23 protein-coding genes are annotated in these 22,809 nt (G+C 64.8%); 12 read left to right on the forward strand and 11 right to left on the reverse strand.

Translation table 11 applies throughout. The features are described from left to right. Positions 1 to 67: 67 nt before the first annotated feature. Entirely contained in the window at positions 68 to 1,057 is a 990-nt protein-coding gene (locus AC1MEM_RS10815) for a malate dehydrogenase (RefSeq protein ID WP_499477179.1), read from the reverse strand. A 294-nt stretch (positions 1,058 to 1,351) separates the two neighbouring features. On the opposite strand from AC1MEM_RS10815, the gene AC1MEM_RS10820 reads away from it, so the two are divergent. The 8 genes from AC1MEM_RS10820 (at position 1,352) to rnk (ending at position 8,546) form a co-directional block, all read left to right on the forward strand. Continuing rightward, complete coding sequence (locus AC1MEM_RS10820; protein ID WP_499477180.1) at positions 1,352 to 2,119, forward strand: GntR family transcriptional regulator; 768 nt, start codon at positions 1,352 to 1,354, stop codon at positions 2,117 to 2,119. Positions 2,120 to 2,352: 233 nt separating this feature from the next. Then, on the forward strand, positions 2,353 to 2,778 hold the full coding sequence (sdhC, locus tag AC1MEM_RS10825) for a succinate dehydrogenase, cytochrome b556 subunit (protein ID WP_499477181.1): 426 nt from the start codon (positions 2,353 to 2,355) through the stop codon (positions 2,776 to 2,778). A 2-nt stretch (positions 2,779 to 2,780) separates the two neighbouring features. Continuing rightward, positions 2,781 to 3,149, forward strand: a complete 369-nt coding sequence (gene sdhD, locus AC1MEM_RS10830; RefSeq protein ID WP_499477182.1) for a succinate dehydrogenase, hydrophobic membrane anchor protein — start codon at positions 2,781 to 2,783, stop codon at positions 3,147 to 3,149. Positions 3,150 to 3,151: 2 nt separating this feature from the next. After that, positions 3,152 to 4,933: a succinate dehydrogenase flavoprotein subunit gene (gene sdhA / locus AC1MEM_RS10835; RefSeq protein WP_499477184.1), complete on the forward strand. Its 1,782-nt coding sequence runs from the start codon at positions 3,152 to 3,154 to the stop codon at positions 4,931 to 4,933. A 52-nt stretch (positions 4,934 to 4,985) separates the two neighbouring features. Next, positions 4,986 to 5,696, forward strand: coding sequence for a succinate dehydrogenase iron-sulfur subunit (locus AC1MEM_RS10840; RefSeq protein ID WP_499477185.1), 711 nt, complete (start codon positions 4,986 to 4,988; stop codon positions 5,694 to 5,696). Positions 5,697 to 6,030: 334 nt separating this feature from the next. Then, positions 6,031 to 6,321 carry an FAD assembly factor SdhE gene (locus AC1MEM_RS10845; protein WP_499477186.1) on the forward strand — a complete coding sequence of 97 codons (291 nt, stop codon included), beginning with the start codon at positions 6,031 to 6,033 and terminating at the stop codon, positions 6,319 to 6,321. 56 nt (positions 6,322 to 6,377) lie between these two features. Then, complete coding sequence (gene gltA / locus AC1MEM_RS10850; RefSeq protein WP_499477187.1) at positions 6,378 to 7,679, forward strand: citrate synthase; 1,302 nt, start codon at positions 6,378 to 6,380, stop codon at positions 7,677 to 7,679. A gap of 459 nt (positions 7,680 to 8,138) precedes the next feature. Then, positions 8,139 to 8,546: a nucleoside diphosphate kinase regulator gene (rnk, locus tag AC1MEM_RS10855; protein WP_499477188.1), complete on the forward strand. Its 408-nt coding sequence runs from the start codon at positions 8,139 to 8,141 to the stop codon at positions 8,544 to 8,546. A 46-nt stretch (positions 8,547 to 8,592) separates the two neighbouring features. On the opposite strand, the gene AC1MEM_RS10860 is transcribed toward rnk, so the two are convergent. Beyond that, positions 8,593 to 8,952, reverse strand: coding sequence for a hypothetical protein (locus AC1MEM_RS10860; RefSeq protein ID WP_499477189.1), 360 nt, complete (start codon positions 8,950 to 8,952; stop codon positions 8,593 to 8,595). A 124-nt stretch (positions 8,953 to 9,076) separates the two neighbouring features. On the opposite strand from AC1MEM_RS10860, the gene AC1MEM_RS10865 reads away from it, so the two are divergent. Continuing rightward, positions 9,077 to 9,571, forward strand: a complete 495-nt coding sequence (locus AC1MEM_RS10865; protein WP_499477190.1) for a nuclear transport factor 2 family protein — start codon at positions 9,077 to 9,079, stop codon at positions 9,569 to 9,571. 46 nt (positions 9,572 to 9,617) lie between these two features. After that, entirely contained in the window at positions 9,618 to 10,514 is an 897-nt protein-coding gene (gluQRS, locus tag AC1MEM_RS10870) for a tRNA glutamyl-Q(34) synthetase GluQRS (RefSeq protein WP_499477191.1), read from the forward strand. A 76-nt stretch (positions 10,515 to 10,590) separates the two neighbouring features. Here the strand turns inward: gluQRS and AC1MEM_RS10875 are convergent, their stop codons facing one another. From AC1MEM_RS10875 to AC1MEM_RS10915, 9 genes are all read right to left on the reverse strand, one after another. After that, on the reverse strand, positions 10,591 to 11,052 hold the full coding sequence (locus tag AC1MEM_RS10875; protein WP_499477193.1) for a DUF421 domain-containing protein: 462 nt from the start codon (positions 11,050 to 11,052) through the stop codon (positions 10,591 to 10,593). A gap of 86 nt (positions 11,053 to 11,138) precedes the next feature. Further along, a complete protein-coding gene (locus AC1MEM_RS10880; protein ID WP_499477194.1) occupies positions 11,139 to 11,504 on the reverse strand; it encodes a hypothetical protein in 366 nt (121 codons plus the stop codon). Between the two features lie 79 nt (positions 11,505 to 11,583). After that, positions 11,584 to 12,237, reverse strand: coding sequence for a response regulator (locus AC1MEM_RS10885; RefSeq protein ID WP_499477195.1), 654 nt, complete (start codon positions 12,235 to 12,237; stop codon positions 11,584 to 11,586). Then, entirely contained in the window at positions 12,234 to 13,760 is a 1,527-nt protein-coding gene (locus tag AC1MEM_RS10890) for an ATP-binding protein (protein ID WP_499477196.1), read from the reverse strand. Before AC1MEM_RS10890 ends, AC1MEM_RS10885 begins: the two co-directional genes overlap by 4 nt. Before the next feature lie 78 nt (positions 13,761 to 13,838). Continuing rightward, positions 13,839 to 15,176, reverse strand: a complete 1,338-nt coding sequence (locus AC1MEM_RS10895; protein ID WP_499477197.1) for a sulfite reductase subunit alpha — start codon at positions 15,174 to 15,176, stop codon at positions 13,839 to 13,841. Then, the gene (locus AC1MEM_RS10900) at positions 15,173 to 16,186 is read right to left on the reverse strand and encodes an FAD:protein FMN transferase (RefSeq protein ID WP_499477198.1); all 1,014 of its coding nucleotides are present in this window, start codon (positions 16,184 to 16,186) and stop codon (positions 15,173 to 15,175) included. The genes AC1MEM_RS10895 and AC1MEM_RS10900 overlap by 4 nt, the downstream gene beginning before the upstream one ends. A gap of 8 nt (positions 16,187 to 16,194) precedes the next feature. Continuing rightward, on the reverse strand, positions 16,195 to 17,022 hold the full coding sequence (locus tag AC1MEM_RS10905; protein WP_499477200.1) for a DUF4198 domain-containing protein: 828 nt from the start codon (positions 17,020 to 17,022) through the stop codon (positions 16,195 to 16,197). Positions 17,023 to 17,033: 11 nt separating this feature from the next. Next, on the reverse strand, positions 17,034 to 17,558 hold the full coding sequence (locus AC1MEM_RS10910) for a DUF2271 domain-containing protein (RefSeq protein WP_499477201.1): 525 nt from the start codon (positions 17,556 to 17,558) through the stop codon (positions 17,034 to 17,036). Positions 17,559 to 17,575: 17 nt separating this feature from the next. Further along, on the reverse strand, positions 17,576 to 18,256 hold the full coding sequence (locus AC1MEM_RS10915) for a PepSY-associated TM helix domain-containing protein (protein WP_499477203.1): 681 nt from the start codon (positions 18,254 to 18,256) through the stop codon (positions 17,576 to 17,578). A gap of 311 nt (positions 18,257 to 18,567) precedes the next feature. Between AC1MEM_RS10915 and AC1MEM_RS10920 the strand changes: the two genes are divergently transcribed. Both AC1MEM_RS10920 and odhB read left to right on the forward strand, forming a co-directional pair. Then, the gene (locus tag AC1MEM_RS10920; protein WP_499477204.1) at positions 18,568 to 21,432 is read left to right on the forward strand and encodes a 2-oxoglutarate dehydrogenase E1 component; all 2,865 of its coding nucleotides are present in this window, start codon (positions 18,568 to 18,570) and stop codon (positions 21,430 to 21,432) included. A gap of 77 nt (positions 21,433 to 21,509) precedes the next feature. Continuing rightward, a complete protein-coding gene (gene odhB / locus AC1MEM_RS10925) occupies positions 21,510 to 22,778 on the forward strand; it encodes a 2-oxoglutarate dehydrogenase complex dihydrolipoyllysine-residue succinyltransferase (protein ID WP_499477206.1) in 1,269 nt (422 codons plus the stop codon). Positions 22,779 to 22,809 lie beyond the last annotated feature (31 nt).

The following is a 22,809-nucleotide window of genomic DNA, read 5'->3' on the forward strand; positions in this document are numbered from 1 at the left end:
GTGCCGCTTGAAGCAGCACGGCGTTCCCGCAGATGGCCGGCGGCGCCGTCCATCTGCATTAACTGCTTCAGGCCAGCAGGTGCGCCACGCCTTCACGCTCTTCGGTCAGTTCCTTGAGGGTGAGGTTGATGCGCTCTTGCGAGAACTGGTCGATTTCCAGGCCTTGCACGATCTTGTATTCGCCGTTTTCAACGGTGACAGGGAAGCCGAACATGGTGTCCTTCGGGATGCCGTAGGAACCATCCGATGGGATGCCCATCGTGGTCCACTTGCCGGCGGTACCGAGGTGCCAGTCGTGCATGTGGTCGATGGCAGCGTTGGCAGCCGATGCGGCCGACGATGCACCGCGCGCGTCGATGATGGCGGCGCCGCGCTTGCCGACGGTCGGCAGGAAGGTGTCGCGGTTCCATGCGTCGTCGTTGATCGCGTCCTTGACCGAGGCGCCGTCGATGGTGGCGAAGCGGTAGTCGGCGTACATCGTTGGCGAGTGGTTGCCCCAGACGGCCATCTTCTCGATCGAACCGACTGGTTTGCCCAGCTTCGAAGCCACTTGCGACAGGGCGCGGTTGTGGTCCAGGCGCAGCATGGCGGTGAAGTTTTTCGCCGGCAGGTTCGGAGCCGATTTCATCGCGATGTAGGCGTTGGTGTTGGCAGGGTTGCCGACGACCAGCACTTTCACGTTGCGCGAAGCGACGGCGTCGAGCGCCTTGCCCTGCACGGTGAAGATCTGTGCGTTCGCTTCCAGCAGGTCCTTGCGTTCCATGCCAGGGCCGCGTGGACGCGCGCCGACCAGCAGGGCGAAGTCAGCGTCCTTGAATGCGGTCATCGGGTCCGAGTGCGCGGTCATGCCGGCCAGCAGCGGGAAGGCGCAGTCGTCGATTTCCATCATCACGCCCTTCAGGGCCTTCTGTGCTTTTTCGTTGTCGATCTCCAGCAACTGCAGGATAACCGGCTGGTCCTTGCCCAGCATGTCGCCGTTAGCGATGCGGAACAGCAGCGAGTAGCCGATCTGGCCGGCGGCGCCGGTAACGGCAACACGCAGTGGGGTTTTAGCCATGATGAATCTCCAAAAGTGGGAATGAAAACGGTCGAAGCCGAGGATACGCCTGTTCCCGAGCGTCGGCCGGGGAAAACTGCAATGATACCAAACTGGCAGCTGTCCTTGTGGGTGTCCGCCTCAGCTCAGCAGTGTGCAGAATTGTGCGTGAGGCCTGCACGGACGCCCGATCGACCGCGAGTGTAGTCCTCGCCCGTTCACCCTGTCAATCCATATCATATGTCTTATATAAGACACATGTGTTGCCGTGTGGTCACTGGACGGGACGGGCTATTTGTGGTGAAATCATGGTCTATGAATTCCGTCCCGACCAACCCCTCCGGCGAGGGGCCAGGCAACTCCGCCTCGCCATCGTTCCGGCCGCTGTATCAGCAAATCAAGTCGCTGATCACGCAAAGCCTGCAATCCGGGGAGTGGAAGCCGGGCGAGCTGATGCCGAGCGAAGTCGAACTCGCCGCGCGCTTCAAGGTCAGCCAGGGAACGGTGCGCAAGGCCATCGATGAGCTGGCGGCCGAGAACCTGGTCGTGCGCCGGCAGGGGAAGGGCACCTTCGTTGCCACCCACCACGAAGAGCGCGCCCACTTCCGTTTCCTGAAACTGATGCCCGATGAAGGCGTCCCCCACCATCCCGACAACCGCATCGTTGAGGTCAAGCGCATCCGCGCGCCGGCCGAGGTCGCGCGCCTGCTCGATCTGAAATCGGGCGACGCGGTCGTCTACATCAAGCGCGTGATGGCGTTCGACGGCGCGCCGACGATCCTCGAGGAATTGTGGCTGCCGGGCCAGCTGTTCAAGGGACTGACGGCGGAACGCCTGGTCGAGTACAAGGGTCCAATGTATGGATTGTTCGAATCGGAGTTCGGCACGCGCATGATCCGCGCGACCGAAAAGATCCGGGCGGTCGGGGCTGATGGGGTAGCGGCGCAGTATCTGAACGTGGCCGAGGGTACGCCCTTGCTGGTCGCGGACCGGGTGTCGTTCACGTATGGCGACCGGCCGGTGGAATTAAGGCGGGGCATGTATTTGACCGCGCAGCATCATTATCAGAACGAATTGTCGTGATGGCGTTTGAATGGCAGGCGCATGCGTAACGTAGGGTGGGCACAAGTGCCCACCCTACGGCCCTCAGCACGTTTGTAGTTATGCGTTTAAAATATGTTGTTATCAAGAAAGCGCCGAACAAAGCCCGGTTCCAAGCGTGACTTGTCGATATTCCGAATCGCATCTTGGTGTGGCTCAAAAAATCGGCGAAAATTCAGGGTTAATCACATTTTGTCAGTTAAGGGAGGTGTTGTATGTCCGAAGCCGTGAGAGAGGCCACAAAAAAAGGACGGCCGGAGTTCCGTAACATCCACATTACGGATATCACTACGAAGTACAAGATGCCGCCGTCGGCGATCGTCTCGATCCTGCACCGCGTGAGCGGTTTCGGGATGTTCCTGCTGTTGCCTTTCCTGCTCTACCTGCTCCAGGAAAGCCTGCGCTCGGAGATCTCGTATTACCACTTCGGCGGCATCGTCGACAACGTCTTCACGAAGATCATCCTGCTGGGCCTGTCGTGGGCTTACCTGCACCATTTCACCGCCGGCATCCGCCACCTGTTCATGGATAACCACCTGGCCCTGGACAAGGACGCCGCCCAGAAGACCGCACGCTGGGTGCTGGTCATCAGCCTGGCCCTGACCGTGGTCGTCGGCCTGAAACTGTTTGGAGTATTCTGAAAATGGCTAAAAAGAATAATGTCGGCGCCAACCGCCTGGTCGTCGGCGCGCACTACGGCGTGCGTGACTGGCTGGCGCAGCGCGTCACCGCGATCGTGATGGTGATCTACACCGTCATCCTGCTGGGCACCTTCCTGACCGCCCAGAATTTCAACTACGAAGGCTGGGCGTCGCTGTTCTCGCGCCAGTGGTTCAAGCTCTTCTCCCTCGTCACCTTCTTCGGCCTGTACTACCACGTGTGGGTCGGCCTGCGTGACATCTGGATGGACTATGTCAAAAATGCCGGCATCAAGCTGGCCTTGCAGTTTGCTACGGTGCTCTGGCTGCTTGCCTGCGCCGCCTGGACTGTGCAAATTCTCTGGAGTGTGTAATCGTGGCAGCAATTAAAACTGCAATCCCTTCCCGCCGCTTCGACGCCGTCATCATCGGCGCAGGCGGTTCCGGCATGCGCGCGTCGCTGCAGCTGGCCGAAGCCGGCCTGAACGTCGCCGTGCTGTCCAAAGTCTTCCCGACCCGCTCGCACACCGTGGCGGCCCAGGGCGGCATTGGTGCCTCGCTCGGCAACATGAGCGAAGACGACTGGTACTGGCACATGTTCGACACCGTCAAGGGTGGCGACTACCTGGGCGACCAGGATGCGATCGAATTCATGTGCCGCGAAGCACCGAAAGTCGTCTACGAGCTCGAACACTTCGGCATGCCGTTCGACCGCAATCCTGACGGCACCATTTACCAGCGTCCGTTCGGCGGCCACACCGCCAACTTCGGCGAGAAGCCGGTCCAGCGCGCCTGCGCCGCGGCCGACCGTACCGGCCACGCACTGCTGCACACGCTGTACCAGCGTAACGTCCGTGCCCGTACCCACTTCTTCGTCGAGTGGATGGCGCTCGACCTGGTGCGCGATGCCGACGGCGACGTCGTCGGCGTGGTCGCCCTGGAAATGGAAACCGGCGACGTGATGATCCTCGAAGCGAAGACCACCATGCTCGCCACCGGCGGCGCCGGCCGTATCTTCGCCGCGTCGACCAACGCCTTCATCAACACCGGCGACGGCATGGGCATGGCGGCACGTGCCGGCCTGCCGCTGCAGGACATGGAATTCTGGCAGTTCCACCCGACCGGCGTGTCCGGCGCGGGCGTGCTGATCACGGAAGGCGTCCGCGGCGAGGGCGGTATCCTGATCAACTCGAACGGCGAACGCTTCATGGAGCGCTATGCGCCGACCCTGAAAGACCTGGCGCCGCGCGACTTCGTCTCGCGTTCGATGGACCAGGAAATCAAGGAAGGCCGCGGCTGCGGTCCGAACAAGGACCACGTCCTGCTGGACCTGCGCCACATCGGCGCCGATACCATCAAGAAGCGCCTGCCTTCGATCCTGGAAATCGGCCACAAGTTCGCCAACGTCGACGCCACCAAGGAACCGATTCCTGTCGTGCCGACGATTCACTACCAGATGGGCGGCATCCCGACCAACATCCACGGCCAGGTCGTTACCCCTGATATCGTGAATGGCGGCCAGAAAGTCGTGAACGGCCTGTACGCCATCGGCGAATGCGCCTGCGTCTCGGTCCACGGCGCGAACCGCCTGGGCACCAACTCGCTGCTCGACCTGGTCGTCTTCGGCCGCGCCGCCGGCAACCACGTGGTCGCCTCGAACCTGAAGCAGAAGTCGAACAAGGCCCTGCCGAAAGACGCTGCCGACTTCGCGCTGAATCGCCTGAACCGCCTCGAAACCTCGACCGGCACGGAAAAAGTGCAGGGCGTCGCCAACGACATCCGCGCCACGATGCAGAAGTACTGCGGCGTGTTCCGTACCGACGAACTGCTGACCCAGGGCGTCAAGGAAATCATGGTCCTCGACGAGCGCCGCAAGCACGTGTCGTACAAGGACAAGTCGCAGGTGTTCAACATGGCACGTGTCGAAGCGCTGGAACTGGACAACCTGATCGAGACCGCGAAAGCGACGATCGTGTCGGCCCAGGCCCGCAAAGAGTCGCGTGGCGCCCACGCGCACAGCGACTACGAGCAGCGCGACGACGAAAACTGGATGAAGCACACCCTGTTCTACTCGGAAGGCAACCGCCTCGAGTACAAGGCAGTGGTCCAGAAGCCGCTGACGGTCGACACCTTCAAGCCGAAACCACGTACTTTCTAAGAACATTTTTGTGGCCGGGGCATCGTCCTGGCCGACATCAGATAGGTAAAAAATGGCACGCACAGTACAACTGAAGATCTACCGCTACGATCCGGACAAGGATTCGAAGCCTTACATGCAAGACGTCACCGTCGAACTGAAAGACACCGACAAGATGCTGCTCGACGCACTGCAGCGCATCAAGTCGGACGTCGACGATTCGCTGTCGCTGCGCCGCTCGTGCCGCGAAGGCGTGTGCGGTTCGGACGCGATGAACATCAACGGCAAGAACGGTCTCGCCTGCACCACGAACCTGAACGAACTGACCCAGCCGATCGTGCTGCGTCCGCTGCCCGGCCTGCCGGTCGTGCGCGACCTGATCGTCGACATGACCCAGTTCTTCAAGCAGTACCACTCGGTCAAGCCCTACCTGATCAACGATTCGATCAGGCCGGAAAAAGAGCGCCTGCAGTATCCGGAAGAGCGCGAAGAGCTCGACGGCCTGTACGAGTGCATCCTGTGCGCCTGCTGCTCGACCTCGTGCCCGTCGTTCTGGTGGAATCCGGACAAGTTCGTCGGTCCTGCCGGCCTGCTGCAAGCCTACCGTTTCATCGCCGACTCGCGCGACGAAGCGACCGCCGAGCGCCTGGACAACCTGGAAGACCCGTACCGCCTGTTCCGCTGCCACTCGATCATGAATTGCACGGACGTCTGCCCGAAGGGTCTGAATCCGAACAAGGCGATTGGCAAGATCAAGGAATTGCTGGTTCGCCGGGCGATTTAAGGTCCCTGGTTATCGCGGCCGGCGCCGTATGGCCGGCCGTGAAACGCGTGGACTCGGGAGTCCACCCTACGGATCGTGGTATGCCACGGGCGCCTGCAAAGGTACCCGTAAGGTGGGCGGATCCTCCGCCCACGCGTTCAACCAACCATTGATCACTCGCGCAATGGTTTGGTAGGGTGGGCGCCCCGTGCCCACGCAGTACAACGCAAACAAGGCGAAATCGTCGGATAATCCCCCGATTCACGCCGAAAGTATTGCAATCAATACAGTAGAAGTACGGTACTGCCGATTCCCGGCAGCCGGAGTATAGTGTTGACCGACAACGGACTCTAGTGTGGAAACACGTAAAACCGCGCAGCAAAACGCGCATCAATCCGATCCCGCCAACCGTGCCCGCCTGCGCTGGCGTTCACGCCGTGGCCTGCTCGAAAACGACCTGATCCTCACGCGCTTCCTCGATGCGCATGAAACAGACCTGAGCGATGACGACGTCGATGCGCTGACCCGCTTGCTGGATCTGGCGGACAACCCGCTGATGGACCTGCTGCTCGGACGCGCCGAGCCCGGAGGCGATGTCGACCTGCCGCACGTGCATGCCTTGCTGGCACGCCTGCGGCAAGCGTGAGCGAAACCCCGTTTTCGTCTTATATTTTGTAGATCCACTCCCAAGAAGGAAGTGCCATGAACATCTCTGATACCAAAGCCACCCTGTCGTTCTCCGACGGCAGCCCATCGGTTGATATGCCGATTTACAAGGGCACGATCGGCCCGGACGTCATCGACATCCGCAAGCTGTACGGCCAGACCGGCAAGTTCACCTACGATCCGGGCTTCATGTCGACTGCTTCGTGCAACTCGAGCATCACCTACATCGACGGCGACAAGGGCGAACTGCTGTACCGTGGCTACCCGATCGAGCAACTGGCCGAGAACTGCGACTTCCTGGAAACCTGCTACCTGCTGCTGAACGGCGAACTGCCGAACGCCGAGCAAAAGGAAAAGTTCAGCGACACCGTGACCAAGCACACGATGATCCACGAGCAGATGAACTTCTTCTTCCGTGGTTTCCGTCGCGACGCGCACCCGATGTCGGTGCTGGTCGGCACGGTCGGCGCCCTGGCGTCGTTCTACCACGACTCGCTCGACATCAACGATGCCAAGCAGCGCGAAATCTCGGCAATCCGCCTGATCGCCAAGCTGCCGACCCTGGTCGCGATGGCGTATAAATACTCGATCGGCCAGCCGTTCATGTACCCGCGCAACGACCTGTCGTACAGCGCCAACTTCATGTACATGATGTTCGCCAACCCGTGCGAAGAGTACAAGGTCAACGACGTGCTGGTGCGCGCCCTGGACCGCATCCTGATCCTGCACGCGGACCACGAGCAGAACGCATCGACCTCGACCGTCCGCCTGGCCGGTTCGTCGGGCGCGAACCCGTTCGCCTGTATCGCTGCCGGCATCGCCTGCCTGTGGGGCCCTGCCCACGGCGGCGCCAACGAAGCGGCACTGACCATGCTGAAGGAAATCGGCTCGGTCGAGAACATTCCTGCCTTCATCGAGAAGGTCAAGGACAAGAACTCGGGCGTCAAGCTGATGGGCTTCGGTCACCGCGTCTACAAGAACTTCGACCCGCGTGCAAAACTGATGCGCGAAACCTGCCACGAAGTGCTGGAAGAGCTGGGCCTGCAGGAAGACCCGCTGTTCAAGCTGGCGATGGAACTGGAACGCATCGCGCTGAACGACGAATACTTCGTCTCGCGCAAGCTGTACCCGAACGTCGACTTCTACTCGGGTATCGTGCAGTCGGCCCTGGGCATCCCGGTCTCGCTGTTCACCGGTATCTTCGCGATGGCCCGTACCATCGGCTGGATCGCCCAGTGGAACGAGATGATCGCCGATCCTGAGCAGAAGATCGGCCGTCCACGCCAGCTGTTCGTGGGTTCGCCGGTGCGCGACGTGGCGCCGCTCGACAAGCGTTAATACCGTTTAGTCGTTATCGGAAGAAGCGGGCTGCGGCCCGCTTTTTTCATTGGTGCCTCGGCAAGCGTGCAGGGTTGACGGGTAGGGCAGGGGAGCTATACTGGGCTCATGCCCATCCCACGCTTTGCGGGATGCATGTGTTGTACCGCGTGGGCGTAGCCCACCCTACGATTATCGGTTTGCGAACTTCACCTTGAATTCATCGAGCTACTGCCTGCAGCTTTGTGGTTCATCCCTGAACGAGGGAGGCCGCGCTGCGTCCCTGCTGTCCCTGATTTGCACGCCGCCGGCGTGCGCGCGAGATCTCGCCTGGCTCTATCGGGCTCGGTGAGGAAACCCGGCCGGCCAGCGCGCCATCCGCCCTCCCGAGCCTCCTCCACTGCATCGACCTTCGTCCGCTGAACGCGGATGATTTCCCTTTTGCCGGCCGCGCATGAGCGGCCACACATGGAGTCCATCATGAGACCACCAATCGTCGTATCCTCGCTCGACATGGAGCGCCTTGAACACCTGCTCGATTCGCTCCCGGCCGCCCAGGCAGGAACGCGCGAGACCCTGCTGGAAGAACTCGCCCGCGCCGAGCTGGTCGAGCCTGAAGAGATGCCGCTCGATGTCGTTACCATGAATTCGCGCGTGCGCTTCGTGCTGGGCGAGGGCACGGAAGAATTCGACATGGCGCTTGCCTACCCGAAGGACCTCGACGGCGCGCCCGACAAGCTGTCGGTGCTGACGCCGGTCGGCACTGCCTTGCTCGGCTTGCGGGTGGGCGACAGCATCGACTGGACCGGGCCCGATGGCGGGCGTTTCGACCTGACGGTACGCGAGATCGTCTACCAGCCCGAGCGCGCGGGCGAGCTGCACCGCTAGCTCGTTCACCGGTTCATCGAGCACGTCGTGGTGGCCGACAGCCTCGTCAGCGGCACACGCCGCGCAGCTTGGCCACCGCGATAAACGGCAGGGCCAGCACGCCGCTCAGGAAGAAGGTCGGCTGGTGTTTCAATCCCTCGGAATGCAGGCAGTCGGGCAGGCGCGCACCGGCGAAGTCCTTCGCAAAATGTTCGTAGGGCGTGGCGCTCAGGGCGTCGGCCTCGTTGCGGCGTGCGGCAGCGGAGTCCTTCTCGGCGGGCACGGCCTCGATGGCGGCGCGGATCGTGTCCTTGTCCAGGCGTGCGCGCAGCGGCGCTGCCTTCGACGCTGGCGGGGGCGGCGCCGTCACCGGCTCGGCACAGACCGGCAGCGACAGGCTGAACAGGCAGAGGAGAAGTGGGCGCATACACGGCCGGGAAAAAGTTATGTTGCCAAATGTATACCCAAACTGGAAAATTTTGGCGAACTGTACACCTGGTTACAAATGGCTGTGTAAAATCTGCATGTCCAAGTCAACATTTATCGCGCCCATGAAACGTCTGTTGCTCGCCTGTTCGCTGCTGCTGTGCGCCCTGGTGGCGCAGGCCGATCCTGGTCTCAAAAGGCAAGTGAACGCCTTTGTCGACCGCTGGCACGACGACGCGGCGCATGCGCGCCTGGCCTATTTCGACAAGATCGCGCCGGACGGCGTCTATATCGGCACCGACAAGAGCGAGCACTGGCGGCGCGATGAATTCAAGGCCTGGGCCAAACCCTTCTTCAAGCGCAAGTCCGCCTGGGCGTTCAAGGCGCTGCGCCGCAATGTCTATGCTTCGGAAGACGGGTCGATGGTCTGGTTCGACGAACTGCTCGATACGCAAATGGGCGTCTGCCAGGCCAGCGGCGTCATGCGCAGGAAGGGCGACAGTTTCGAGATCGTTCACTACCAGCTGTCGATGGCCGTGCCGAACGAGGTGGGCGGACAGGTGACGCGCCTGATCAAGGGTTACGAAGAGAAGGACGGCTGGAAGGGCGGTCCCAAGTAGTGGGCTGTGATATCGTGTTGCCCCGTTTGACGCTTCCCTTCGTACCGTGAGCAATCCCTATATCGGCCGTTTCGCACCATCGCCCACCGGCCCGCTGCATGCCGGTTCGCTGGTGGCGGCGGTTGCCAGCTATCTCGATGCGCGCGCCCACCGTGGCGAATGGCTGGTGCGCATCGAAGACATCGACGAAGGACGCAGCGTGCCCGGCGCCGACATGGCCATCCTCGCGCTGCTCGATGCGCTCGGCATGCACCCGGATCGCGCGGTCGTGTGGCAGAGCCGGCGCAAGGACCTGTACGCGGCGGCCGCCGAACGGCTCGGCGCGCATGCTTACCCCTGCGGCTGCAACCGCCGCGAAATCCTCGATTCGCGCCTCGGCGTGGCGCCCGACGGCGCCGCCATCTATCCCGGTACCTGTCGCCACGGGCTCGCCATCGGACGCTCGATGCGCAGCCTGCGCCTGCGGGTGCCGGATGCCGGCGCGGACAGCATCACGTTCGTGGACCGCTTCGCCGGCCCGACGACGCAACACTTGTCGACCGAATCGGGCGACTTCGTGCTCAAGCGCGCCGACGGCTACTGGGCCTATCAGCTGGCGGTGGTGGTCGACGATGCCGAGCAGGGCGTGACCGACATCGTGCGCGGCGCGGACCTGATCGATTCGACGGCGCGCCAGATCCATCTGCAGCGCTTGCTGGGTGTGCCGACGCCGCGCTACCTGCACGTGCCGGTGGTCCGTAACGCCAACGGCGAAAAGCTCTCCAAGCAGACCGGCGCGCTGGCCGTGCTGCCGGGCGATGACGCGGCGGCGATCGATGCTTTACTGGACGCCGCGCGCTTCCTCGGGTTGCCGGTCGAGCGCCCGGCAACGATCTCCGCGTTCTGGGATGCCGCGATTCCCGCCTGGTCGGCGCTGCTGGCCGAACGGGGAGCGCGCCGGTAATACGGCCGGGCGCGCAGGCATGATACGGATTCCGAGGATAAGTTGTCGGAAATGAATCATGTTCGGGCAAGGGCCTTCACTTCTTCTTCTGGATCGTGATCTCGCCATCGGCCTCGAGGAAGGCACATTGCATGTCCTCGCGCGTGCAGTCGGCTGCGCGCAGCGACTGTGCGAGATCGGACTCCGTGATGCGGCAGCGTTTCACCACCTTGTCGAAGAACTGGCCGTCGCGCCCGATCAGCACCGCCGTGCCGTCGAGCATGGCGGATGCGCGCTGGTTGTGGGCCGACAGCCAGGCCACGGTCGTGTTCAGGACGATCAGGGTGGCGGCGATGATCAGGCCGCCGCTGAGCGAATCGTCGCCGCCGGACAGGGAATTCGAGACCGCTTCCGACAGCAGCATCACCACCAGCAAATCGAAGGGCGTGAACTGGCCGACGGTGCGCCGGCCCGAGATGCGCACCATCACCAGCAGCGACAGGTAGACGACCGCGCCGCGCACAATAAATTCCCACCACGCTAAATCCATATCGAACATAACCGCCCCGACCACTCAATGCTGATGAGTCGATTGTAATCATTTTGTTAACGGGGCGCCGTCCGCAAGACAGGGGCTGGACGCGTTCAGTCCTTGCTGTGGTAGCTGCGCAGCTGGAACACCATGCGCCCGTCGACGCGCTCGCACAGTCCGCGCATGGTCTCGCCCGGCGCGAGCGTCCAGGCCAGCGTGCTGCCATTGGCCTTGCCGGCGCAGGCGGCGTGGGCTTCGGCGGGGATCTCGGGCAAAGGCGGCGGGGCGGGCGGGGCGGGCGGCGCAGGCGGAGCCTCCGGGGCTGGCGGAACCGGCGGGACCGGCGGCGTGGGCGGGGTGGGCGGTGCCGGCACGACGCACGGGCCGCTCATTGCCGGTTTGCACTGGATGTGAACGCCTGCCTGGCTGGCGCCGGCGGCAAGCAGGAGGGCGGCGGCGATGATGGTGCGTGGGTGCATGGTGTTCTCCTCGGGGCGGCGCACGACAGTGGCGCCAGTAGGGCCATCATGCCTGCCGAATGTGGAGAAAAAATGAAGGCTACAGCTCGAATCGGTAGCCCAGCCCGTAGATCGAGCGGATCGGTTCCAGTCCGGGCGCGGCCGCCTCGAACTTGCGCCGCAGGTTCTTGATATGGCTGTCGACGGCGCGGTCGGTGACGTCCAGGCTGTCCCCGCACGCCAGTTCGAGCAGCTGGGCGCGCGAAAACACCTGGCCCGGCCGTGCCGCGAGCGCGGCCAGCAGGTCGAATTCGGTGCGCGTCAGGTCCAGCGCCTGGCCGCGCAGGCTGGCGCGGCGGGCGGCGCGGTCGATCGCCAAGGGCGTGGCCGCCACGCCCGTGCGGCGCAGGATCGCCTTGATGCGAGCCACCAGTTCGCGCGGGCTGAACGGCTTGCACAGGTAGTCGTCGGCGCCGAGTTCGAGGCCGAGCAGGCGGTCGATTTCCTCGACCCGCGCCGTCACCATCACGATTGGCACATCGGAAAAGGCGCGCACTTCGCGGCACAGGGCCAGGCCGTCGAGGCCCGGGAGCATCAGGTCGAGCACGACCAGCGCCGGCGCCCCGGCGCGGATCGCGGCCAGGGCCTGCGCGCCGTCGCCGAAGACAGTGGGGATGAAGTCCGCCGCACGCAGGTAGTCGGCGACCAGTACGGCCAGTTCCGGCTCGTCCTCAACGATATAAACAGTATTCATGGTGCCAGCTCCATCGACACCGTGGCGCGCAGGCCGCCGAATGGGGAGTGCGCAAAACGGATCGTTCCTCCTTGCGCGCCGACCAGCCGCAGGCACAGCGCCAGGCCCAGTCCGGCGCCGCCGCCGGCACGGCTGCGCGAGGCGTCGACGCGGTAGAAACGTTCGCCGAGGCGTGCCAGCGCTGCATCGGGCACGCCCGGCGCGCTGTCGTCGATGGCGAGATCGAGGCGTCCTTTATCCACCTGTGCCGTCAGCGCCACGCGGCCGGGCGCGCTGGTATAGCGCAGGCTGTTTTCGAACAGGTTGCGCAGCACCTGGCGCATGCGGTCGGGGTCGGCGAGTACGTTTGCCTGCGGCGGTGCGGCCCCGGTGTCGAGTATCAGCCCGGCCGTGCTGAAACGTTCGGAAAACGACTGCGCTTCTTCGAGCGCGAGTTGCCACAGGTCGAGCGGCTCGCGCCGGCACGCGAGCGCGCCGACATCGGCCCGCGCCAGCGCATACAGTTCATCGATCAGTTTCGAGAGCGCCAGCACCTGGCGCAGCATGGCCGCCACCTGCGCCGGGTCGGCGCTGCGCACGCCGTCCTGCAATGCTTCGAGCTGGGCGCGCAGCACGGCCAGCGGCGTGCGCAGCTCGTGCGAGGTGTCGGCCACCCACTGGCGGCGCGCATCCTCGGCGCCTTGCAGGCGTGCGGCGAGCACATTGAAGTGGCCGGCCAGTTCGCCCAGTTCGTCGCTGCGCTTGTCCGGCAGGCGCGTGTCGAAGTGTCCGTCCGCGAGCGCCCGCGCGCCCTGCGCCAGGCGGCCGATCGGACGCCGGAAGTGGGCGGCGAGCAGCACCGCGGCCAGCGCGCTGAGCAGCACGCCGGCGGCGGCGATCGGCCACAGGCTGGCCCCGAGCTGGTCGAGGAAGGCGTAGGCCAGGGCGTCGGTCGGGCGGGCCGTGCGCGCCACGGCCAGGTAACCGACGCTGCGGCCATTCACCAGGATCGGACGGCGAGCCAGCGGCAGCGTGCCGGGCGGGCGGCCGGCGAGCGTCTTGCCGGCGGCGTCGAACAGGGTGATGCGTGACTGCAGGGGCGAAGTGTCGTCCGGGTCGGGCGCGTCGTTCAGGGGCGGGGGCGGCAGCGGCGGCAAGGGCGGGGCCGGCGGCGCGGGCGGGGCCGGGGGCACCACCGGAGTGGCGGGAACGGCCGCTGCGACGGGGAGGGCGGCTTCCCGTGGCGCGGGTGGAGGCGGTACGGCCATCGCGCGCGCTTCGCGTGCGGCCTGCAGGCGCGCCAGTTCGCGGGCAATCCATTCGCGCTGCCCGGTGCCGGGGACGAAGCGCCAGTCGCCGTGCTGCGCGTAGCGGCGCGCGAGATCGGTCGACAGTTCTTCGAGGCGGTCCAGTTCGATCTGCACGGCGTAGTCGCCGAAGCTCTCGAGCACGTTCTGGCGCAGCAGGAAGACGGCGCTCGCCGCCACGGCCAGGATGGCCAGCAGGACCGAGGCGAAGAGGCGAAGTCCGATCGAAATTTTCAAGGGGCGCCGGGAGTGGAGGGGGGATGCGACATTGTAGGATAACCCGCGGCCCGGCCCACCCTACGTTACGCGACGCGCTCAGTACACGTCGCGCCGATATCGGCCTTCGGCTGCGAGGCCGTCCAGCGCTTCGGCGCCAAGGACCGCCGCCAGCGCCTCGTGCACGCCGCTGGCCATGCCCTGCAAACTGCCGCACACATACACCGCGGCGCCGCGTGCGATCCACGCGCGAAGATCGTCGGCTTGCTCGGCCAGCAGGTGCTGCACATAGCGCGCCTCATGGCCGTCGCGCGAGAAGATGGCGTCGAGGCGCGCCAGCTGGCCGGCATCGCGCCAGCGTTCGAGTTCGTCGCGGCAGAGGAAGTCGACCGCGGCATTGCGTTCGCCGAAGACCAGCCAGTTGTCGTACACGCCGGCGCCGATGCGCGCCAACAGAAGCGCGCGCAGGCCGGCCAGGCCGGTGCCGTTGCCGACCAGGATCAGCGGGCGCGCGGCGTTGTCGCCGAGGCGGAAGCGCGCGTGGGGACGGATGCGCAGGGCGACCGCGTCGCACCCGGTCGCCTCCAGGCACAGCCAGCCGGAGGCGGCGCCGGTGCTGCCGTTGGCATGGCTTTGCAGCCGCACCAGCAGCTCGATGCGTCCCTCGGCGGGCACCGAGGCGATCGAGTATTCGCGCGGCAGGGAAGGGTCACGCGGCGCGCAGACCTGCACCAGGTCGCCGGCTTCCCACTCCGGCAGCGCGCCGTCGGCCGGGACCAGGGCGATCCGGTACAGCGGCGCGCCGGCGCTGCCCGCATTGAGCAGCGAGCGCTCGAGGATGCGCCACTCGCCATAGGCCGGCGCTTCCCAGTCGGGCAGGTCGCTGGTACCGGCCAGGTGGCTCAACTGGTGCTGCCAGGTGCCGATCGCCCCAGCATCGCCGCGGTCGACGTCGATGCGCGCGAACAGCGGCGTGGCGCCGCGCGACGCGAGCCAGGCGTCCAGCGCGCGGCCGAAGCCGCAGTAGTGCGTGTAGCTGCTGTCGCCCAGGGCGAGGACGGCGTAATGCAGCTGCGACAGGTCGGGCGCGTCCGCCATCGTCACTTCGGCGAAGCGCGCGGCGTCGTCGGGGGAGTCGCCTTCGCCATAGGTGCTGGCGATGAAGAGGGCGCGCGTGGCCGCGGCGAGCGTGGCGGCGTCGAGGCCGGAGATGGACAGGGCGCGCGCCGACAGGCCGCCCGTCGATAAGGTCGCCGCCGTCTGCCGCGCCAGGTAGTCGGCATTGCCGGTCTGGCTGGCGTAGACCACCAGCCAGTCGGCTGCGCTATCGACAACAACCGGAGCCCTGCGCCGCAACATGGCCACGCACAGTCCGCCCCAGGCGGCAAGTAAAGCGAGGGCGCTGCCCCAGCGCGCGGGATCGATGGTGAGCATCATTGCAGCATGGCCCGGTACGCCGAGCTGAATCGTTCTTCCAGGCCGCCCGGCCGGCGCAGCAGCAGGCGCGCGGCCAGGGCGCGTTCCTCCGCGAAGGCCAGTCCGGCATCGAGCCCGAGCACGGTGATGGTGGTGGACAGCGCATCGGCCGCCATGCAGCTCGGGTGCAGGACGGTGCACGAAGCGATATCGTTCGCGATCGGGTAACCCGTGCGCGGGTCGAGCGTGTGGGAGGCGCGCAATGAACGATGTTCGAAATAGCGGCGGTAATCGCCCGACGTGGCGACCGACAGGCCGTGCAGGGCGGCGACTGTCGCCGGGCTGTCCGCGCCGGGGACGCCTTCGAGCGTCACCCACCACGGCTGCCCGTCCGGCTTCATGCCGGCGCCGCGCAGTTCGCCGCCGATCTCGACCAGGTAATGGCACACGCCATGCTGTTCCAGGCACCAGGCAAGCCGGTCGACGGCATAGCCCTTCGCGACCGACGACAAATCGAGCAGCGCGCCGCCCGGCTGCAGCAGGCGCCCGGCAGGGCGATCGAACACCGGAGCAAACGCGGCGCGCTGCGCCAGCGTGGCGGCTACCGCCTCGGGCGCCGGCGCATAAAATCCGGGCTGGTTGTAGCGCCGCTCGGGCCCGAAGCCCCACAGGTTCACCAGCGCGCCGGCAAACGGATCGTAAGCGCCGCCGCTTATCGAGGCGACCTGCATCGCGTAGTCGAGCACCTCGACAAAACGCGGCGGCAGGGCATGCCAGCTGCCGGCCGGCGCCCGGTTGTAGCGGCCGAGGATCGAGTCGCCGTCCCAGTGGCTCATCTCGGCCACGATGCCGTCCAGTTCAGCCTGCATCTGCGCGCCGGGATTGCCGCGCACCCCGGCCGGCAGCAGCAAGTGCGCCGACCAATTCGTCCCCATCGTCGACCCGGCGGCACGGGTCGGGACGCTGCCTTCCGGCGGCGCGGCGGGATCGATGGCGAGGGGGACGAGGACCTGGCGCAAAGGGAGACTCAAAGGCGTGCTTACTCCGGCAGGGCTTCGAGCGTGGCCGTATAGGCGTAGCGCTTGCTCTCCGCCGGCCCGTTGTCGGCTGCGCCCTTGCCCGGATTCGGCGGATAAGCCGCGTTCATCCAGTACATGTTCGCGGCCGGCAGCTTGAAGCTGGCTTCGCCCTTCGCGTCTGTCGTGATGCGGATTTCGCCGGCCACGCCGCGGTAGCGCACGCCGCCCGGCACCAGGCTGAAGGGCAGGTTCGGCACCGGTTTGCCATCGAGCAGGAAGCGCACGCGCATCGTCTCGTTGGCGCGCAGGTCGTTCGGATGGGTCAGCGGCACCATCTCGACGCCGGCGTTGGTCGGCTTCAGGGCCGCATCGTTCGGCTTGTGCGCGGTAACGAAGGTTTCGATGCGCTGGTTGGTGATGGTCTTGCGCACGTCCGTCGCGCCGGCCGGCACCTGCTTCGCAAAATCGGCCTCGCTGCTGCGGAAACGCTTCAGCTCGTTACCGAGCTTGTAGCTGCCCATCACGTTGTTGCTGACGAGCGCGATGCGGTAGGTGCCTTCTTTCGGCAGCGGCAGGTCGATCGACGAACGCATCTTGCCCATCACGGCGGCCGGCGCCGGGGACGTCGTGCCGTCCGGTCCGGTAACGGTCACGCCGTCCATGCGCAGCGGCATGTGGTCGACATCGAACAGGCCTTCGGACACGGCGCCGTCGATCGTGACCCAGGCGTCCCTGGTCTCGACGATGGTCGAAGTCGGGAGCATCCACGGGCGGTGGGCGCTGGCGGCGCCGGCCGTGGCAGCCAGGATCAGCGCGAGGACGCCATGTTTGATGAACGAGCTGTGCATGATTCGGTTCCTTATTGGATGTTGATCGACACGGCGCCGAGTTCTTCCTTGCCGTTGGCGCTGGCCGCGACCTTGCCCTTGGCCGGCAGGGTAAAGGGCACGCGCACCAGTTCGCGTCCGCCCGATTCGCGCGCCGCTTCGATGACCAGCTTGTAGTCGCCGGCCGGCAGCTTGTCGATGCCGGTGCGGGCAGGGCCGAAACTCATCGTCTGTACGCCGGCGGAGCGGGTGGCGCCCGAGACGCCGTCGATCGGCAACTCGGTGTCGCGGCCGGCCTTCCTCCACCAGGTGCGCAGGTCCTTCACCCATTTCTCGCCGCCCTTGTCCTTCTTCTTGACGTCGTAGAGCACTGCCAGGGTCGAGGCGACGGCGCCGTCGGCCTTTTCGATCCACATCGCGACATAGGGCTTGTGGTACTCGGCGACGTTCAGCTGCGGCAGTTCGAACTTCACCGACAGGTCGGCGGCGATGGCGCCGCCGGAGATCAGCGGCAGGGTCAGGGGCAAGCTCAGTGCCAGCGAGGAGGACAGTTTCATGCAATGCCTTGTATATATTAGTGAACGAACAAGAGCGCCAGCACGGCCGGCAGCACGATGCCGAAGCCGATGATGGGCCAGGTCGACGGCCGGTTGGCCGCATGGATCTTCATGATGAGGAAACCGGTGATGCAGAACACCAGGCAGGCGATTGCGAAGATGTCGATGAACCAGCTCCACACGGGACCGGTGTTGCGCCCCTTGTGCATGTCGTTCAGCCAGGAAATCGCGCCGCGGGAAGTGAGTTCGTATTCGGCCCTGCCGTCCAGGCTGACGCGCAGCCAGGCGTCGCCCCCGGGACGGGGCAGGGCGATATACGCGTCTTCCTCGCTCCATTCGGCGGTGCGTCCGCGCAGGTCGACCGGGAAGGCGCCATTGGCCCACGCGACAAGCTGCGCGGGCACCGGCGCTTCGCCATCGACATGCTGTTCGGCATAGGCACGCAGCGCAGGCAGCAGGGCAGGGGGAACCGCAGCCTTGAGCCGCGTAACCCGGGGTGTCGATTCGATTTGTGAGGCATGGTTCAGCGTGAAGCCGGTGATGCTGAAAAGCAACATCGCCGTCAGGCAGATCGCCGAACTGATCCAGTGCCACTGGTGCAGCGTCCTCAGCCACAGCGAGCGCCGCACGCCGGGCAGGGCAGCCGGGGCAGCTTCGGCGGAGGCGACAGGGTAAGCCGGCGGGTTCTGGACAGACATGCAATTTCCTGTTGAGTACACAACGCAAATGATAACTATTATCATTTAGCCGGTCAACAAAATTCAGTCCACCCCTTATGCGCCCCGTATGTTGCGTTACAATACCCCCCGCTGTTGCGAAGAATCAGGATGATTTCTGAGCAATAACATGGGGTCTGCAGAATCCGACGAACAGTAGGTTAATAACGACCCCATCTGTCCTTCCCCCACAACTTGATGTTCAGTTGCGATCCGCTAACCGGTCAGGCCGTGTCGCGGAAGGTTAGATTAACCCGCCAAACTCGCGAAGCGCGAAGAAAAGGTGAGCAAGAATGATGCAACAACAAACTGCGAACTCGTACCTGTTCGGCGGTAATGCGCCGTATGTGGAAGAGTTGTACGAAGCCTACCTGAACAATCCTGGCTCGGTCCCGGAAAACTGGCGCGCCTATTTCGACAGCATGCAGAACGTGCCTGCCGTCGACGGCAGTGCCCGCCCTGACGTGATCCACTCGTCGGTCATCGCCTCCTTCGCCGAACGCGCGAAACGGGGCGCGATCCGCACCGTCACCGCCACCGCCGGCGAAGCCGACCCGGAAATGGCACGCAAGCGCGTCGCCGCCACCCAGCTGGTCGCCGCCTACCGCAACCTCGGCTTGCGCTGGGCCAACCTGGACCCGCTGCAGCGCCAGGAACGTCCACCGATCCCTGAACTCGACCCGTCCTTCTACGGCTTCACCGACGCCGACCTCGACACCAAGTTCAACATCAGCAACACCTATTTCGGCGGCGACAGCGCATCCCTGCGCGACCTGCTGCAAATGCTGCGCGACACCTACTGCCGCTCCATCGGTGCGGAGTTCATGTACGTCAGCGACCCGACCGAAAAGCGCTGGCTCCAGGAACGCCTCGAGTCGATCCGCTCCACGCCGACCTTCTCGGCCGAGAAAAAGCGCCACATCCTCGAGCGCCTGACGGCCGCCGAAGGCCTGGAGCGCTACCTCCACACCAAATACGTCGGCGCCAAGCGCTTCTCGCTCGAAGGCGGCGAATCCTTCATCGCCTCGATGGACGAAACCATCCAGCGCGCCGGTGAAAAGGGCGTCCAGGAAATCGTCATCGGCATGGCCCACCGCGGCCGCCTGAACGTGCTGGTCAATACCCTGGGCAAGGCACCGTCGGAACTGTTCGAAGAGTTCGAAGGCAAGCACGCCGACGACCTGCCGTCGGGCGACGTCAAATACCACCAGGGCTTCTCGAGCGACGTCTCGACCCCGGGCGGCCCGGTCCACCTGTCACTTGCTTTCAATCCATCTCACCTCGAGATCGTCAACCCCGTCGTCGAAGGTTCGGTCAAGGCGCGCATGGAACGCCGCGGCGACCGCAAGGGCCGCGAAGTGCTGCCGATCCTGGTGCACGGCGACGCCGCATTCGCCGGCCAGGGCGTGGTCATGGAAACCCTGAACCTGGCGCAGACCCGCGGCTACGGCACGGGCGGCACGATGCACATCGTGATCAACAACCAGATCGGTTTCACCACCTCCGACCCGCGCGACGCCCGTTCGACGCTGTACTGCTCGGACGTCGTCAAGATGATCGAAGCGCCGGTGCTGCACGTGAACGCCGACGATCCTGAAGCTGTTGTCCTTGCAACCCAAATTGCGATGGATTACCGCGTCGAGTTCAGCAAGGACATCGTCGTCGACATCATCTGCTACCGCAAACTGGGCCACAACGAACAGGACACGCCTGCGCTGACCCAGCCGCTGATGTACAAGAAGATCGCCAAGCACCCGGGCACCCGCAAGCTGTACGCGGAAAAGCTGGCCACGCAAGGCACGATCGCCGCCGACGAAGGCGACAAGCTGGTCGCCGCCTTCCGCGACGCGATGGACGCCGGCAAGCACACGGTCGACCCGGTCCTGACCAACTTCAAGAACCAGTTCGCCGTCGACTGGGCGCCGTTCCTGAACAAGAAGTGGACCGACGCGGCCGATACCGCCGTGCCGATGACCGAACTGAAGCGCCTGGCCGAGCGCATCACCAAAGTGCCGGAAGACTTCAAGCCGCACTCGCTGGTCGAGAAAGTGCTGAACGACCGCGCCACCATGGGCCGCGGCGAAATGAACCTCGACTGGGGCATGGGCGAACACCTGGCCTACGCCTCGCTGCTGTCGTCGGGCTATGCGATCCGCCTGTCGGGCCAGGACGCCGGCCGCGGCACCTTCGTGCACCGCCACGCCGTGCTGCACGACCAGAACCGCGAGCGCTGGGACCAGGGCATCTACCTGCCGCTGGCCAACGTGTCGGACAACCAGGCACAGTTCACGGTCATCGACTCGGTGCTGTCGGAAGAAGCGGTGCTCGGTTTCGAGTACGGTTATTCGACCGCCGAGCCGAACACGCTGACGATCTGGGAAGCCCAGTTCGGCGACTTCGTCAACGGCGCGCAAGTCGTGATCGACCAGTTCATCGCCTCGGGCGAAGTGAAGTGGGGCCGCGCTTCGGGCCTGGTCATGATGCTGCCGCACGGTTACGAAGGCCAGGGTCCGGAACACTCGTCGGGCCGTATCGAGCGCTTCCTGCAGCTGTGCGCGGACAACAACATGCAAGTGGTCCAGCCAACGACCGCGGCGCAGATCTTCCACCTGCTGCGCCGCCAGATGGTGCGCCAGTTCCGCAAGCCTTTGGTCATCTTCACGCCGAAGTCGCTGCTGCGTAACAAGGACGCCGGTTCGCCGCTGACCGATCTCGCCAAGGGTGCCTTCCAGACCGTCATCGGCGAGACCGACGACAAGATCGAAGCCTCGAAGGTCAAGCGCGTGATCGTCTGCTCGGGCAAGGTCTATTTCGACCTGGTCAACGCACGCAAGACGCGCGGCGTGAACGATGTCGCGATCATCCGCATGGAACAGATGTACCCGTTCCCGCACAAGTCGTTCGCCGCCGAGCTGAAGAAGTTCAGCAACGCGACCGAAGTGGTGTGGGCACAGGACGAGCCGCAGAACCAGGGCCCGTGGTTCCAGATCCAGCACAACATCTTCGAAAACATGGACGAAGGTCAGCGCCTGGCATACGCCGGCCGTCCGGCCTCGGCAGCTCCGGCTGTCGGCTACTCGGACAAGCACGTGGCGCAGCAGAAGGAATTGCTCGACACCGCGTTCTCGAAGCTCAAAGGCTTCATCCTGACTAAGTAATATCGTCCACGCCCGACCAGCCGCTGCGCCGGTCGGGCGTCTTTCGAAGATCACAGAATAATTTAACGGAGTTTTACATGGCACAAATCGAAGTCAAGGTCCCCCAGTTGTCGGAATCGGTTGCTGAAGCGACCCTGCTGTCGTGGCACAAGAAGGTCGGCGAGCCGGTCGGCCGCGACGAAAACATGATCGACATCGAAACCGACAAGGTGGTCCTTGAGCTGCCGGCGCCGAGCGCAGGCGTGATCGTGCAACTGCTGAAAGCCGACGGCGCAACCGTCGTCGCCGGCGAAGTCATCGCCATCATCGACACCGACGCCTCGGCGCAAGTGAGCCCGCTGGAAGTCAAGGCTGTGCCGTCGGCCGCGCCGAACGCAGCGATCGCCGCCGCGCCTGCCGCTGCAGCACCCGCCGCCGGTGGCTCGATGTCCGGCGTCGCCATGCCTGCCGCTGCCAAGATCCTGGCTGACAACAACATGAACGCCGCCGGCATCGACGGCTCGGGCCGCGACGGCCGCGTGACCAAGGGCGACGCCCTGAACGCAGTCGCCAACAAGCCAGCTGCCGCTCCCGCACCAGCTGCCACCGCAGCGGCGGCCCGGCCGGCACTGCAGCAAGTCGCTGCGCCAGTCGCCCAGCTGGGCGACCGTGCGGAAGAGCGCGTGCCGATGAGCCGCCTGCGCGCCCGTATCGCCGAGCGCCTGCTGCAATCGCAGTCGACCAACGCCATCCTGACCACGTTCAACGAAGTGAACATGGCACCTGTGATGGAACTGCGCGCCAAGTACAAGGACAAGTTCGAAAAAGAGCACGGCGTCAAGCTGGGCTTCATGTCCTTCTTCGTCAAGGCCGCCGTTGCCGCACTGAAGAAGTACCCGATCCTGAACGCGTCGGTCGACGGTAACGACATCGTCTACCACGGCTACTTCGACATCGGTATCGCCGTCGGTTCGCCGCGCGGCCTGGTGGTGCCGATCCTGCGCAACGCCGACCAGATGTCGATCGCCGAGATCGAAAAGAAGATCGGCGAATTCGGCCAGAAGGCGAAAGAAGGCAAGCTGACCCTGGAAGACCTGTCGGGCGGTACCTTCTCGATCTCGAACGGCGGCACCTTCGGCTCGATGCTGTCGACCCCGATCATCAACCCGCCGCAGTCGGCCATCCTGGGCGTGCACGCGACCAAGGACCGCGCTGTCGTGGAAAACGGCCAGATCGTCATCCGTCCGATGAACTACCTGGCGATGTCCTACGACCACCGCATCATCGACGGCCGCGAAGCCGTGCTGGGCCTGGTTGCGATGAAGGATGCGCTGGAAGATCCGGCGCGCCTGCTCCTGGACCTGTAATTCGCAGTTGAGGACGCGGGCACGGCCATAC

The sequence above is a fragment of the Telluria sp. AIW5 genome, assembly GCF_056680575.1.

Coding starts and splice junctions, on each gene's coding strand:
- AC1MEM_RS10815 (WP_499477179.1), bottom strand. CDS start 1,057: ATGGCTAAAACCCCACTGCGTGTTGCCGTTACCGGCGCCGCCGGCCAG.
- AC1MEM_RS10820 (WP_499477180.1), top strand. CDS start 1,352: ATGAATTCCGTCCCGACCAACCCCTCCGGCGAGGGGCCAGGCAACTCC.
- sdhC (WP_499477181.1), top strand. CDS start 2,353: ATGTCCGAAGCCGTGAGAGAGGCCACAAAAAAAGGACGGCCGGAGTTC.
- sdhD (WP_499477182.1), top strand. CDS start 2,781: ATGGCTAAAAAGAATAATGTCGGCGCCAACCGCCTGGTCGTCGGCGCG.
- AC1MEM_RS10840 (WP_499477185.1), top strand. CDS start 4,986: ATGGCACGCACAGTACAACTGAAGATCTACCGCTACGATCCGGACAAG.
- gltA (WP_499477187.1), top strand. CDS start 6,378: ATGAACATCTCTGATACCAAAGCCACCCTGTCGTTCTCCGACGGCAGC.
- rnk (WP_499477188.1), top strand. CDS start 8,139: ATGAGACCACCAATCGTCGTATCCTCGCTCGACATGGAGCGCCTTGAA.
- AC1MEM_RS10860 (WP_499477189.1), bottom strand. CDS start 8,952: ATGCGCCCACTTCTCCTCTGCCTGTTCAGCCTGTCGCTGCCGGTCTGT.
- AC1MEM_RS10865 (WP_499477190.1), top strand. CDS start 9,077: ATGAAACGTCTGTTGCTCGCCTGTTCGCTGCTGCTGTGCGCCCTGGTG.
- AC1MEM_RS10875 (WP_499477193.1), bottom strand. CDS start 11,052: ATGTTCGATATGGATTTAGCGTGGTGGGAATTTATTGTGCGCGGCGCG.
- AC1MEM_RS10880 (WP_499477194.1), bottom strand. CDS start 11,504: ATGCACCCACGCACCATCATCGCCGCCGCCCTCCTGCTTGCCGCCGGC.
- AC1MEM_RS10885 (WP_499477195.1), bottom strand. CDS start 12,237: ATGAATACTGTTTATATCGTTGAGGACGAGCCGGAACTGGCCGTACTG.
- AC1MEM_RS10895 (WP_499477197.1), bottom strand. CDS start 15,176: ATGATGCTCACCATCGATCCCGCGCGCTGGGGCAGCGCCCTCGCTTTA.
- AC1MEM_RS10905 (WP_499477200.1), bottom strand. CDS start 17,022: ATGCACAGCTCGTTCATCAAACATGGCGTCCTCGCGCTGATCCTGGCT.
- AC1MEM_RS10910 (WP_499477201.1), bottom strand. CDS start 17,558: ATGAAACTGTCCTCCTCGCTGGCACTGAGCTTGCCCCTGACCCTGCCG.
- AC1MEM_RS10915 (WP_499477203.1), bottom strand. CDS start 18,256: ATGTCTGTCCAGAACCCGCCGGCTTACCCTGTCGCCTCCGCCGAAGCT.
- AC1MEM_RS10920 (WP_499477204.1), top strand. CDS start 18,568: ATGATGCAACAACAAACTGCGAACTCGTACCTGTTCGGCGGTAATGCG.
- odhB (WP_499477206.1), top strand. CDS start 21,510: ATGGCACAAATCGAAGTCAAGGTCCCCCAGTTGTCGGAATCGGTTGCT.